At 76.4% G+C, this 13,412-nt stretch carries 11 protein-coding genes; 6 read left to right on the top strand and 5 right to left on the bottom strand.

Annotated features, from left to right (window positions below):
* Window positions 1-103 precede the first annotated feature (103 nt).
* Window positions 104-664 (bottom strand): hypothetical protein, encoded by a 561-nt coding sequence (locus INN71_RS05735; RefSeq protein ID WP_277501311.1) that lies wholly within the window; start codon window positions 662-664, stop codon window positions 104-106.
* Between the two features lie 223 nt (window positions 665-887).
* On the opposite strand from INN71_RS05735, the gene INN71_RS05730 reads away from it, so the two are divergent.
* A complete protein-coding gene (locus INN71_RS05730; RefSeq protein ID WP_277501312.1) occupies window positions 888-2,204 on the top strand; it encodes an NAD(P)/FAD-dependent oxidoreductase in 1,317 nt (438 codons plus the stop codon).
* A gap of 39 nt (window positions 2,205-2,243) precedes the next feature.
* On the opposite strand, the gene metF is transcribed toward INN71_RS05730, so the two are convergent.
* Complete coding sequence (gene metF, locus INN71_RS05725; protein WP_277501313.1) at window positions 2,244-3,173, bottom strand: methylenetetrahydrofolate reductase [NAD(P)H]; 930 nt, start codon at window positions 3,171-3,173, stop codon at window positions 2,244-2,246.
* Window positions 3,174-3,282: 109 nt separating this feature from the next.
* On the opposite strand from metF, the gene INN71_RS05720 reads away from it, so the two are divergent.
* Together INN71_RS05720 and INN71_RS05715 are read left to right on the top strand one after the other, a co-directional pair.
* Entirely contained in the window at window positions 3,283-4,923 is a 1,641-nt protein-coding gene (locus INN71_RS05720) for an ABC-F family ATP-binding cassette domain-containing protein (RefSeq protein WP_277501314.1), read from the top strand.
* Window positions 4,924-4,986: 63 nt separating this feature from the next.
* Window positions 4,987-6,105 (top strand): polyprenyl synthetase family protein, encoded by a 1,119-nt coding sequence (locus tag INN71_RS05715; RefSeq protein ID WP_277501315.1) that lies wholly within the window; start codon window positions 4,987-4,989, stop codon window positions 6,103-6,105.
* Between the two features lie 30 nt (window positions 6,106-6,135).
* Here the strand turns inward: INN71_RS05715 and INN71_RS05710 are convergent, their stop codons facing one another.
* Window positions 6,136-6,531 (bottom strand): Rv2175c family DNA-binding protein, encoded by a 396-nt coding sequence (locus tag INN71_RS05710; RefSeq protein ID WP_277501316.1) that lies wholly within the window; start codon window positions 6,529-6,531, stop codon window positions 6,136-6,138.
* A gap of 136 nt (window positions 6,532-6,667) precedes the next feature.
* Between INN71_RS05710 and INN71_RS05705 the strand changes: the two genes are divergently transcribed.
* From INN71_RS05705 to INN71_RS05695, 3 genes are read left to right on the top strand one after another with little or no spacing between them, the layout of a single operon-like run.
* Window positions 6,668-8,905 (top strand): Stk1 family PASTA domain-containing Ser/Thr kinase, encoded by a 2,238-nt coding sequence (locus INN71_RS05705; RefSeq protein WP_277501317.1) that lies wholly within the window; start codon window positions 6,668-6,670, stop codon window positions 8,903-8,905.
* Between the two features lie 22 nt (window positions 8,906-8,927).
* Window positions 8,928-9,845, top strand: coding sequence for a deoxyribonuclease IV (locus INN71_RS05700; protein ID WP_277501318.1), 918 nt, complete (start codon window positions 8,928-8,930; stop codon window positions 9,843-9,845).
* Complete coding sequence (locus INN71_RS05695; protein WP_301799831.1) at window positions 9,842-10,870, top strand: discoidin domain-containing protein; 1,029 nt, start codon at window positions 9,842-9,844, stop codon at window positions 10,868-10,870. The genes INN71_RS05700 and INN71_RS05695 overlap by 4 nt, the downstream gene beginning before the upstream one ends.
* A gap of 9 nt (window positions 10,871-10,879) precedes the next feature.
* On the opposite strand, the gene INN71_RS05690 is transcribed toward INN71_RS05695, so the two are convergent.
* Window positions 10,880-11,911 carry a low specificity L-threonine aldolase gene (locus INN71_RS05690; protein WP_277500878.1) on the bottom strand — a complete coding sequence of 344 codons (1,032 nt, stop codon included), beginning with the start codon at window positions 11,909-11,911 and terminating at the stop codon, window positions 10,880-10,882.
* Window positions 11,911-13,254, bottom strand: coding sequence for a class II 3-deoxy-7-phosphoheptulonate synthase (locus INN71_RS05685; protein ID WP_277500879.1), 1,344 nt, complete (start codon window positions 13,252-13,254; stop codon window positions 11,911-11,913). Before INN71_RS05685 ends, INN71_RS05690 begins: the two co-directional genes overlap by 1 nt.
* Between the last annotated feature and the right edge of the window lie 158 nt (window positions 13,255-13,412).

The raw sequence follows: 13,412 nt of genomic DNA, 5'->3' as shown, positions 1-13,412 counted from the left end.
GTTCGCCGGCGAGGACGACGCTAGGGGCGACCACCGACAGTTCCGCCCGGGGCGGCCCGACGAGGGCGCGAGGGGGGTGCGGAGGGGGGGGTGCGGTGACCCCTCAGTCCTCGTCGACCACGCGGGCCCAGTGCCCGTTGTGCGCGCTGCGGAAGTAGCCCGCGTGAGCGGGGTGCCACAGCAGGAGCAGCGTCAGGCCGTGCAGCGCGACGGAGGCGGCCGCGAGGACCATGATCACGAGGGGCACGCCCGGCGCGGTGCCGACCACGAGCTGCACCAGCGCGCTCACGGCGACCACGACGGTCATCGAGTAGAGCGCCCAGCGGGCACCGGCCCGCAGCATGGCGACGAGCACGAGGGCGAGCAGCACGAACGTCACGAACAGCGACAGCGCGACGGGGAAGAACGCCGGCGGCTCGACGGCCGACTCGGTGACCGCGGCGACGGTCTGCTGGGTGGACGCCGCCCGCGCGGTGATCCAGGCGTCGCGCAGGGCGTCCTGGAGGAAGTAGGTCACCGCGGTGGCGACCGCCATCACCACCATCTGGGCCAGCGCGGCCCGCAGGGCCAGCGTCACGGTGGGCGGGACGGGGAGGTCACCCCGGGGCTGCGTCGCCGTGGTGCCGTCGCCAGCGCCGCCGGTGGTCTCGCGTTCGACCGTCATGCCGTCCACCACTTCCCCGCTCCCCCTGGTCCGAACCCTGCGGCCCCACGACACGTCACGGCCGGGTCGCCGGTGGGCCATGCCGATGTTACCCAGACGTCACCCGGGTGGCCCGTCGCGACGTGTGGGCCGCACCACACGTCGTCGGGGCGGGGCCACGACCTACAGTGACGCGCGTGCCCGCACCGACCCCCCGCCCCGACCGTCCGCGCGAGCCGCGCCGGTGAGCCGGGTCGTCGTGGTCGGCGGCGGGTACGGCGGGATGGCGTCCGCCGCCCGGCTGGCCAAGCAGGGCCACGAGGTCGTGCTGCTCGAGGCGTCCGACCGGCTCGGCGGCGCGCTCGACCGCGTCGAGCGCGACGAGTTCGCCTGGCAGGCCGGCCCGAGCACCACGCTGCTGCCCGCCGTGGCCCGTGACCTCTTCCGCAAGTCGGGCCGCCCCCTCGACAAGGAGCTCGAGCTCGAGCACCACCCGCTGGTGCGCGAGCACCGCTTCGCCGACGGGTCCCGCCTGGTCCTGCCGAGCAGCTCGCGGGAGGCGCAGCTGACCGCCGTCGACGCGTTCTCCCCCGGCCTCGGCGAGGCCTGGCTGGCGCACGTGGCGGCGTACGCCGCCACGTGGGAGGTCCTGCGCCGGGAGTACCTCGAGCGGCCCTGGGACCCCGCCCTCGCCGACCGCGCCACGACCGGCCTGCTGCTGCCCCGCGAGACGCTCCACCGACGCCTGCGCCGCGTGCTGCCCGACCGGCGCCTGCGGGTCGCGGCGGCGTACCCCGCCGTGGCGGAGGGCCACGACCCGCGCCAGGTGCCCGCGTGGGTGGGGCTCACGGCGTACCTCGAGCAGCGGTTCGGGGTGTGGTCGGTGCCGGCCGCGGCGGGCGGTACGGCGGCCCTCGCCGACGCGCTGGTCCGGCGGCTGGCCACCCGCCGGGTCGCCGTCGAGCTCGCCACCCCCGTGCACGACGTCGTGGTGCGCGGCGGGCGGGCCGTGGCCGTCGCCACGGCCGGCGGTGAGGTCGCCGCCGACGTCGTCGTGTGCGCGATCGACCCGCGACGGCTGCCGGCCCTCGCGCGCCACGTCGCCCGGACCGTGCCGACCCTGCCCGCGCCGACCGCCCACCTCGGGCTCGAGGCCGACGGCCTGCCCGAGCTGGTGGCCGAGACCGTGCTGCACGGGAAGGACGCCACGCTCGGCGTCGTGCCGGGCGGCCGGGCGCCGGACGGCGCGCGGGCGTGGACGGTGCGCGGTCGCGGGCGCATCCACGACGACGTCGTCGAGGCGCTGGCACGGGAGGGGCTCGACCTGCGCAAGCGGGTCGTGCGACGGGTCGACGTCAGCCCCCGCGACCAGGTGACCCGGTGGGGCGGGTCCCCCTGGGGCGTGCAGTGGCAGGGCCGCGGCACCGTGCTGGCCCGGCTCGGTCCGCACACGCCGGTGGCCGGTGTTTACGCCGCCGGCGCCCACGCGACGCCCGGCGCCGGGCTGCCGTTCGTCGGACTGTCGGCCGCGCTGGTCGCCCAGGCCGTCGGCCCGGCCTGAGCGGCCAGAGCGGCCAGAGCCGCCGGCACCGCGCCGGCCTCAGGCCGTGATGCGCAGCGCCGCGAAGATCTCGCGCGTCGCCCGCGAGCGGTTGAGCGTGTAGAAGTGCAGGCCGGGCGCCCCGCCCGCGAGCAGCTCGTCGCACATCTCCGTCGCCACGTCGACGCCGATGCGGCGCACCTCGGCCGCGTCCGCGGCACCCTCGAAGCGGCGCAGCACCTCCGGCGGCACCTCGGCCCCCGACAGCTCGGCCATCCGCTTCACCGAGGTGAGGTTCGTGATCGGCATGATCCCCGGCAGGATCGGGATGTCGGCGCCCGCGGCGCTCGAGCGCTCCACGAGCGCGAAGTAGTCCGAGGCCCGGAAGAACAGCTGGGTGACGGCGAAGTCCGCCCCGGCGGCGGCCTTCGCGGCGAGCACCCGCGCGTCGTCGTCGACCGCGAGCGAGCCCGGGTGCTTCTCGGGGAACGCGGCGACGCCCACGCCGAGGCCGCCCAGCTCGTCGGCGAGCGACCGGGCGAGCTCGACCAGCTCGACGGCGTGCTCGAACCCGCCGGGCGTCGACGTCCACGGCGCCGTCGGCCCCTCGGCCGGGTCCCCGCGCAGCGCCAGCACGTCGTGCACCCCCGCGGCCGCGTAGGCCCGCAGCACGTCGACGAGCTCCTCGCGGGTGTGGCCGACGCACGTGAGGTGGCCCATCACGCGCAGGGAGGTCTCCCGGGCGATGCGCCCGGTCATCTCGATGGTGCGGTCGCGGGTGGTGCCGCCGGCGCCGTACGTCACGGACACGAACGTCGGCTGGTAGGGCTGCAGCTCGGTGAGCGCGGCCCACAGGGTCTCCTCGCCCGCGGCGTCCTTCGGCGGGAAGAACTCGAAGGAGAACGAGCGGTCGCCGCGCCGCACCAGCTCACCGATGGTCGGACGCTCCTCGCGCGGGGCGGGCGGCACGGACGGCTGCTCGGCGGTCATGGCGCGATCCTAGGTGCACGCCGGCCACCGGGCCGGGAGCAACCGCACCCTGGTCAACCCCCACCCGGTCGCGCGCCGGAGCGGCCCGGCACGCCCTAGGCTGCGCAGCGTGACGGCGACCCTCGTCGCGAAGGAGCTGGCCGGCGGCCACGGCCATCGCGTGCTCTTCGACTCCCTCGACCTCACCGTGGCGCCCGGCGACGTCGTCGGCGTCGTCGGAGCGAACGGGGCCGGCAAGTCGACCCTGCTGCGGCTCCTCGCCGGCGTGGACGAGCCGGTCGACGGCCACGTGCACCTCGCGCCCGCCGACGCGTTCGTCGGCTGGCTCCCGCAGGAGCACGACCGGGTCCCGGGCGAGACGGTCGCGGCGTACGTGGGACGTCGTACGGGCGCGACCGCCGCCACCGCCGCCATGGAGGCCGCGGCCGCCGACCTGGGGTCCGACGTGCCGGGCGCCGACGACGTCTACGCGGCGGCGTTCGACCGCTGGATGGCCAGCGGGGCCGCCGACCTCGAGGACCGGCTGCCGGCGGTGCTCGCCGACCTGGGCCTCGACGTCGGCGCCGACGCCCTGATGACGTCGCTGTCCGGCGGCCAGGCGGCCCGGGCGGCGCTCGCGGCGCTGCTGCTGAGCCGCTTCGACCTCCTGCTGCTCGACGAGCCGACCAACGACCTCGACCTCGACGGGCTGGAGCGGCTCGAGACCTTCGTCCGCGGGCTGCGCAGCGGGGTCGTGCTCGTCTCCCACGACCGGGAGTTCCTCGCCCGCTGCGTCACGCGGGTCGTCGAGCTCGACCTCGCCCAGCGGCAGGTGGCCGTGTACGACGGCGGCTACGAGGCCTACCTCGACGCCCGGGCCGTCGCACGCCGCCACGCGCGGGAGGCCTACGAGGAGTACGCCGACAAGCGCGACGACCTCGTCGCCCGGTCCCGCCAGGTGCGCGAGTGGAGCTCGCAGGGCGTGCGCAACGCGATGCGGAAGAGCCCCGACAACGACAAGGTGCGGCGCCGCGCGCAGACCGAGTCGTCGGAGAAGCAGGCGCAGAAGGTCCGGCAGATGGAGTCGCGGATCGCGCGACTGGCCGAGGTGGAGGAACCGCGCAAGGAGTGGGAGCTGCGGTTCGAGATCGCCGCCGCCCCCCGCTCCTCGACGGTCGTCGCCACCCTCGACGACGCCGTCGTGCGGCGCGGCGACTTCACCCTCGGGCCCGTCTCGCTCCAGGTCGAGGCCGGGGACCGCATCGGCATCACCGGCCCCAACGGCGCCGGCAAGTCCACGCTCCTCGCGCTGCTGCTCGGCCGGCTGGCTCCCGACGCGGGCCGCGCCTCGCAGGGTGTCTCCGTCGCCGTGGGCGAGATCGACCAGGGCCGCACCGGGCTCGCCGAGGACCGACCGCTCGGCACGGCGATGGAGCTCGCCCTGCCCGCCTGGACCTCCGCCGACGTCCGCACCCTGCTCGCGAAGTTCGGGCTCAAGGCCGACCAGGTGGCCTCGCTCGTCGGCCGGCTCTCGCCCGGGGAGCGCACGCGGGCGGCGATGGCGCTGCTGCAGGCCCGTGGCGTCAACCTGCTCGTGCTCGACGAGCCCACCAACCACCTGGACCTGCCCGCGATCGAGCAGCTCGAGCGGGCCCTCGCGTCGTACGACGGCGCCCTGCTGCTCGTCTCCCACGACCGCCGCCTGCTCTCCGCCGTCGACCTGGCCCAGCACTGGCACGTCGTCGACGGGCACGTGGAGCGCCAGCAGTGACGTCGCGCCCCGGCCGCGGCCCGGCCGCGGGCGGGCCTGTGCCCCCTGACTAGGCTCGCGGGCGTGGGATCAGACGAACACGCGGGCACCAGCGGCACGGGCACGAGCAGCCCCGGCACGACCGGCGGCGACACCCTCGCCACCCGCGTGGAGGAGGCCCTCACCGCCTTCCTCGACGGCCAGGCCGCGCAGCTGGCCCCCCTCGGCGACGACGCGGCCCGCCTCGTCGCCGCTGCCCGCACGACCGTCGCGGGCGGCAAGCGCCTGCGCGCCCGCTTCTGCTGGTGGGGCTACCACGCCGTGCACCCCCGCCCGACGCCCGAGCAGCAGGACGCGCTCGTGCGCGCCTGCGCCTCGCTCGAGCTGCTGCACGCGAGTGCGCTGGTGCACGACGACCTCATGGACGCCTCCGACACCCGCCGCGGCCGGCCCGCCACGCACAAGGCGTTCGAGGGCGAGCACCGCGCCGCGGGCTGGGACGGCGACCCCGAGCAGTACGGCGCCGCGGCCGCCATCCTCCTCGGCGACCTGCTGCTCAGCTGGTCCGACGAGCTCCTGCGCCGCTGCGGCCTCGGCCTCGCCGACGTCGGACCCGCGCTCGAGGTGCTCGACGTGTGCCGCACCGAGGTCATCGGGGGCCAGTTCCTCGACGTGTCCGTGCAGGCCCGCGCCACGGCGGACGCCGACCTGGCGATGACGGTGCTGCGCTACAAATCGGCGAAGTACTCCATCGAGCGCCCGCTCCACGTCGGCGCCGCGCTCGCCGGGGGGACGCCCGAGCAGCTCGCGGCCCTCAGCGGGTTCGGCCTGCCGCTCGGCGAGGCCTTCCAGCTGCGCGACGACCAGCTCGGCGTGTTCGGCGAGCCCGCGACGACCGGCAAGCCGGCCGGCGACGACCTCGTCGAGGGCAAGCGCACGGTGCTCGTCGCCCTCGCCCTGGAGGCGCTCGACGCCGACGACGCCGCGCGGCTCGACCGCTCCCTGGGTACGGCCCTCTCGCCCGCCGACGTCGACCGGCTGCGCGACCTCGTCGACGGCTCCGGCGCCCGCGCGCAGGTCGAGGAGCGCATCGACGCCCTGACGGGCCAGGCGCTCGCGGGGCTCGCCGCCGCCGACCTCGACCCCGAGGTCACGACGGCGCTGGAGCAGCTCGCGGCGGCCGCGACCCGCCGTACCTCCTGAGGCAGGCGCGGGCTCGGGGGACGCGCCGGGTCAGTGCATCGCCTGCGCGCGGCGCTTGACCTCCGACCCGCGGTTCTCGACGAGGGCGTCGATCGGGCGACCCGGCAGGTCGAGGTCGGTGTAGAGCCACTCGATGATCTCGCGGTGGTCGTAGCCGTGGTCGCTCAGCATCACCACGAGGCCGGGCAGGCCCTTCAGCAGCAGCCCGTCCTGGATGAAGGCGGCCGGTACCTGCTGGCCCGCGCCCGGCGACGGCACGGCGGCCGCCAGCTGGTTGTCGCGGATGAGCGTGCGCACGCGGGACACGGTCACCCCGAGGCGGCGGGCCGCCTCGGCCCAGTCGACCCACTCCTCCACGAGGGCGCCGAGATCCGCCTGGCCCGTCGGCTCGCCGGGCGTGGCCCCTGCCTGCGCACTGCTGTCCATGGGCGCCATGATCCCACCACCGGTGCGGAACACGCCGGGCCGGGCCCGGGACCGGTGCCGCGGGGCCCGCGGTCCGTATCCTGGCGGGAGCCGGCCCCGTCGTGGCACGAGGCCCCCGACCCGGAGGACGACCCACGTGCTGCCCGACGCCCACCCCACGCCCGCCGGCGGCGGACTGGTCGGACGTCTGCTCGACGGGCGCTACCGCGTCGGCCGCCTCGTCGCCCGCGGCGGCATGGCGAGCGTGCACGAGGCCCTCGACGTCCGCCTCGACCGCGTCGTCGCCGTCAAGGTCATGCACCCCGGCCTCGGCGACCCGATCACCGGCAACGACAGCTTCGCCGAGCGCTTCGTGCGCGAGGCCCGCGCCGCGGCGCGGCTGTCGCACCCCAACGTCGTCGCCGTCCACGACCAGGGCACCGACGACGGGATCGTCTTCCTCGTCATGGAGCTCGTGCCGGGCCGCACGCTGCGCGACGTCGTGCGCGAGCAGGCCCCGCTGGGCGCCGCCCGCGCGCTCGCGATCCTCGAGCCCGTCGTGGCCGCCGTCGGTGCGGCGCACCGGGCCGGCATCGTCCACCGCGACGTGAAGCCCGAGAACGTGCTCATCGCCGAGGACGGCCGCGTGAAGGTCGCCGACTTCGGGCTGGCCCGCGCGGTGGACGCCGAGACCCACCACACCACCACGGGCGGCGTGCTCATCGGCACCGTCTCCTACCTGGCCCCCGAGCTCGTGGTCGACGGCCGCAGCGACGAGCGCGCCGACGTCTACGCCCTCGGCGTCGTTCTCTACGAGCTGCTGACCGGGGAGAAGCCCCACCAGGGCGAGACCCCGATCCAGGTGGCCTACAAGCACGTGCACGCCGACGTCCCCCCGCCGTCGCGGCTGCAGCCGGGGCTGCCGGCGTACGTCGACGCGCTCGTCGCCCGTGCCACGGCCCGCGACCGCAGCCACCGCCCCGCCGACGCGACCGTCCTGGCCCACCACGTGCGCCGCGTCGCCCAGGCGCTCGCCGAGGGCGTGCGGCACGACGACGACCTCGTCGCCGACCTCCTCCCCCGCCGCACCGAGGCCGACCGGGGCGAGGACCGCCTCGACACCGAGGAGCTGGAGCGGCTCGAGGGCGACGGGTTCGTCGAGGCCGAGCTCTACCCCGTGCTCGCCCAGGCCTCCGGGGGTGCGGGCGCCGCCGCCCCGGCCGCCGAGCTGACCAGCCGCCTGCCGGTGCAGCCGGCCGCGCGGCGCGGCCTCCTGCCGGGCCGCCGCTCGACGCCGCCGTACCCCGACGACCGGCCCGCCGCGGACGACCCGGACGACGACCTCGCCGACCTGGGCGACGGGCTGGACGACCTCGACGACGACCTCGAGGGGGGCGACGACGAGGGGTACGACGGCCGGTACGACGGCCGGTACGACGGCGGGTACGGCGGCGGGCACGACGACGGCGCCGCCGACGCCCCGCGGCGACGTCGCCGCGCCCCGCTCCTGCTGGCGCTGCTCGTGGTGGTCGCGCTCCTCGCCACGCTGGCGTTCGCCTGGGCGCAGTGGCGCTCCGTGCCCACGCCGTACCTCCTCGACATGGACGAGGCGGCGGCGACCGCGGAGGCGGAGGCCGCCGGGTTCGAGGTGGAGGTCGGCGAGCCGGCGTACTCCGAGACGGTCGCGGCCGGTCGCGTGCTCGGCACCGACCCCGAGGGCGGGGCCGACGCGGCGCGCGGGTCCACCATCACCCTCGTGCTCTCGCTCGGCCCGGAGCGCTACACCGTGCCGGGTCTCGAGGGCCGCACCGCCGACGAGGCCCGGGCCGCGCTCGGCGACCTGACGCTCGACCTCGTCGAGGGCGAGCCGGCGTACTCCGAGACCGTGCCCGAGGGCAGCGTCGTGTCCACCGACCCGGCTGCGGGCACCGTCGTGCGCCCCGGGACCGACGTCACCGTCGTGCTCAGCGCGGGCCGGCGCCCCATCGAGGTCGAGGACTTCACGGGCCGCTCCGCCGACGAGGCACAGGGCGCGCTCACGACGGGCGACCCCGCCCTGGAGGGCGACGAGCTGCAGGTCTCCCGCAGCGAGGAGTTCTCCGACTCCGTCCCCGCCGGGCTCGTGATCCGCCAGGACCCCGCGGGCGGCACCCTCTTCCGCGGCGACACCGTGAACCTCGTGGTGTCGAAGGGGCCCGAGCTCGTCACGATCCCCGACGGCCTCGTGCGGATGCGGGTCCAGGACGCCCGCGCGCAGCTCGAGGCCCTCGGCCTCGTCGTGGAGGAGCGCGCGCTCGGCGGCAGCCTGCCCCAGCTCGGCTTCGTCGCCTGGTCGGACCCGGGCTCGGGCACCCAGGTGCGCCGCGGCACGACGGTGGTGCTCACCGTGCTGTAGCCGGCACCTAGAGTGGACCCTCGTGCGCAACCCCGTCGGCACCCACCTCCCCGTGGGCCGGAACCTCCGCGACGGAGCCCTCGCGTCGGCCCTCGAGCGGGGCTGCGAGGCGCTCCAGGTCTTCGTCGGCAACCCCCGCGGCTGGGCGCTGTCGGCCGGTGATCCCCGCATCGACGAGGCATTCGCGCAGGGCTGCCGGGACGCCGGCGTGCGGTCGTTCGTGCACACGCCGTACCTGGTGAACCTGGGCTCGCCCACCGCCGCCACCTACGAGCGCTCGGTCGCCGTCGTGGAGCACAACCTCGCCCGCGCGGCACGGATCGGCGCCGAGGGCGTCGTCGTGCACACCGGGTCGTTCGTCGAGGCCGACCCGGACCGGGCGCCCGAGCGGCACGCCGCGGCACTCCGCCAGGTCCGCGAGGGCCTGCTCCCCGTGCTCGACCGCCTCGGCGACGACGCACCCGCCCTCCTCCTCGAGCCCACCGCCGGCCAGGGCCGCTCGCTGTGCGCCGGCGTCGACGACCTCCCGGCGTACCTCGACGCGCTCGACCGGCACCCCGGGGTCGGCGTCTGCCTCGACACCTGCCACGTGTTCGCCGCCGGTGCGCCGCTGGACGAGCCGGGCGGCGCCACGGCGACCCTCGACCTCCTGGTCGAGCTGGCCGGGGAGGGCCGCCTGCGGCTCGTGCACGCCAACGACTCCCTCGACGTCCGCGGCTCCTTCCGCGACCGCCACGAGAAGATCGGCCAGGGGCACATCGGTGAGGACGCCTTCACCGAGCTGTTCGCGCACCCCGCGACGGCGGGCGTGCCGTTCGTGCTGGAGACGCCCGGCTCGCGCGACGCCGACGACCCCGACATCCCCCTGCTGAAGCGCCTGCGGGACGCGGCCGCCGCGCCCGCCGCCGCTGTGGCCGACCGGGCGGGAGCCACCCGGTGAGCGCGGGCGTGACCTGCGGGGGCTGCGGCTCCGCGCAGCGCGACGGCCGGTTCTGCGCCGCCTGCGGCCACCCCCTCCCCGCGGCGCCGGACGCCGACCGGCGCACCCCGTCGAGCCCGGCGCCCCCGCGGGCCGTCGACCCACCGCCCGTGCCCTGGGAGCCCGCCGCCCACGCCGGCTCCGGCCCCCGCTTCCCCCTGTACGCCGACGAGGTGGCGCCCGCCGCGACTCCCGTCCCCGTGGGTCCCGCCGCGGCGGGTCCCGGGCCGGCGGCGGAGCCCGCGCCCGCCCGGCAGCGCCGCCGCCGCGGCGCGCTGCTCCCGACCCTGGCGGTCGCGCTGCTCCTGCTGCTCGTCGGGACGGTCGTCGCCGGCGCGTTCCTGCTCGAGCGCGACCAGCGCGACCCGGGGACCGGCCCCGCGCCGGTGACCCCGACCGCGGGCGGCGCCGGTGGGAGCGGCTCCGTCGACGGCGTGGGCAGCACACCGTCCGCGGACCCGTCGGCGCCCCCGGTGCCGGAGCCGCGTGACCTCTCGCCCCTGGGTCGCGCGAGCGCGACGGACACCGCCGCCGACGGGGTCGGCCTGGACGGCACCCCGGTCAGCTACCGGCCCGCGAACCTGGTCGACGGCGACGCGACCACCGCGTGGCGCGTCGCCGGTGACGGCACCGGCGAGACCCTCACCGTGACGTTCGACGAGGACGTCGTGGTGACCTCGGTCGGCCTCGTCAACGGCTACGCCAAGACCGACGTGGACGCCGACGGCGCGCGCGTCGACTGGTACGAGCGCAACCGCGTGGTCACCCGGGTGCGGTGGTCCTTCGACGACGGCCGCCGCGTGGAGCACGACCTCGAGCGCGACCGCGGCCTGCAGCGCCTCGCCGTGCCGGCCACCCGGACCGGGACGGTGCACGTGGAGATCCTCGCCGTGTCCGGCCACGCCGGGGCCGACCGGACACCGGTGAGCGAGCTCGAGCTGCTGGGTGCGCCCGCGGCCGACCTGGAGGACCGCCCGACGTCCTGAGGAGCCGGCTCAGAGGGTGGCGAGCACGCGGGCCGCGCGCTCGGCGTCCGCGCGGGTGACGTCGAGGTGGGTCACGAGGCGCACCGTGCGGGCGCCGACCGCCGACACGAGCACACCGGCGGCGCGGGCGGCGGCCACGTGGGCCGGCGCGTCGGGCACGTCGCGCACGACGATGTTGGTGGCCACGCCTGCGGGGTCGACACCCCAGGCCTCCGCGAGCAGCCGGGCGTGGGCGTGGTCGTCGGCCAGCCGCTCGACGTGGTGGTCGAGGGCGTGGAGGCCCGCGGCGGCCAGGACACCGACCTGCCGCATCCCGCCGCCCATCCGCTTGCGCCACACGCGACTCTCGGTGATCGCGTCCGCGGAGCCGACGACGAGGGAGCCGACCGGCGCACCCAGGCCCTTGGACAGGCACACCGCGGCGACGTCGACGAGTCCGCCGTACGTCGCGAGCGGGACGCCCGTGGCGACGTGCGCGTTCCAGATCCGCGCGCCGTCGAGGTGGACGCCGACGCCGTTCGCCCGCGCGAAGGCGCTCAGCGCCTCGAGGTCGGCGAGCGGCACGACGGTGCCGCCGGCGAAGTTGTGGGTGTTCTCCACCGCGATCGCGGTGGTCCGCACGAAGAACGGCCCGAGGTCCGGGGCGAACATCGACGCGACCGCGTCCAGGTCGACGCCGCCGGTCGGGTGCGACCAGGTGCGCATCGTCAGCCCCGTGTAGGCGCCGTGGGCGCCCAGCTCGGCCCGGGCGACGTGCGCCTGCGCCTCGCAGAGCACCTCCTGGCCGACCCCGACCAGCGTGCGGAGCGCCAGCACGTTGGCCATCGACCCCGTGGGGCAGAACAGCGCGGCCTCGTGGCCGAGCAGCGCGGCGACCCGCTCCTCGAGCGCCCGCACCGTCGGGTCCTCGCCGTACACGTCGTCACCGACCTCCGCCCCGGCCATCGCCCGGCGCATCGCCTCGGTGGGCCGCGTCAGGGTGTCGGAGCGGAGGTCGACGACGGGGCCGTCGGGTCGGTCGGTGCCGGCGTCGGCCGCCATCAGTCGCGCGGGGTGGCGCGCAGCATCTCCGCGACGAGGAAGGCCAGCTCGAGGGACTGCACGCGGTTGAGGCGCGGGTCGCAGACCGACTCGTAGCGGTTGCCGAGGTCCATCTCGGCCAGCTCCTCGCCGCCGCCGACGCACTCGGTGACGTCGTCACCGGTGAGCTCGACGTGGAGGCCGCCGGGCCAGGTGCCCAGCGCGCGGTGCACGTCGAAGAAGCCCTGCACCTCGTCGATGACGTCCTCGAACGCGCGGGTCTTGTAGCCCGAGCTCGCCGTGAACGTGTTGCCGTGCATCGGGTCGCAGACCCAGGCGACCTGCAGGCCGGCGGCCGTGACCTTCTCGACCAGCTCGGGCAGCCCGTCGCGGATCTTGCCCGCGCCGAAGCGGGTGATGAAGGTGAGGCGGCCCGGGATGTTCTCCGGGTTCAGCTTGGCGGCCAGCGCGATCGCGTCGTCGGCGCTCGTCGTGGGGCCCAGCTTCACGCCGATCGGGTTCTTGATGTGGCTCAGCAGCTCCACGTGCGCGCCGTCGAGCTGGCGCGTGCGCTCGCCGATCCACACGAAGTGGCCCGACACGTCGTAGGGCTGCTCGGTGCGCGAGTCGATGCGCGTGAGGGCGTGCTCGTACTCCAGCACGAGGGCCTCGTGGGAGGAGTGGAAGTCGACCTTGTGGAACTCGACGGGGTCCGCCCCGATGGCCGACATGAAGTCGAGCGCGCTCTGGATCTCGCCCGCGAGGGCCTCGTAGCGCTGCCCGATGGGCGAGCTGCGCACGAAGTCGGTGTTCCACGTGCTGACCTGGCGCAGGTCGGCGTACCCGCCCGTGGTGAAGGCGCGCACGAGGTTGAGCGTCGCGGCCGAGGCGTTGTAGACGTCGACGAGGCGCTGGGGGTCCGGCACCCGGGAGGCCTCGGTGAAGTCGTAGCCGTTCACCGCGTCGCCGCGGTACGCCGGCAGGGTGACGCCGTCGCGGGTCTCGAGGTCGGAGGAGCGCGGCTTCGCGTACTGACCCGCGAGGCGCCCGACCTTCACGACCGGCACCTTGGCGGCGTACGTGAGCACGACCGCCATCTGCAGGAGCACGCGCAGCTTGTTGCGCACGTTCTCGGCCGTCACGCCCGCGAACGTCTCCGCGCAGTCGCCGCCCTGGAGCAGGAACGCCTCGCCCCGCGCGACCGCGGCCAGCTTGGTCGTCAGGTCGTCGCACTCGCCGGCGAACACCAGCGGGGGCGCCGTCCGCAGCGTCGTCACGGCGGACTCGAGGGCGGCCGGGTCGGGGTACGTCGGCTGCTGCGCCGCGCCGAGGGCGTGGAGGGTGGACAGGTCGGGGATGCTCACCGTCCCAGGGTACGACGGCACGCACCGCCCGACGGAACCGTCGCGGCAGGCGGACAGCCCCGTCGGGCCGGGCTCAGTCCTCGAGGTGCTCGATGTCGCGGAACCCGGTGCGCTCCTGGCGCAGCGCGCGGTTGCCGAACCAGGTCAGCGCCCACAGC

The organism is Nocardioides sp. ChNu-153, from assembly GCF_030466625.1.
GTDB lineage: Bacteria > Actinomycetota > Actinomycetes > Propionibacteriales > Nocardioidaceae > Nocardioides.
This window is presented reverse-complemented; position numbering and strand designations above follow the sequence as displayed.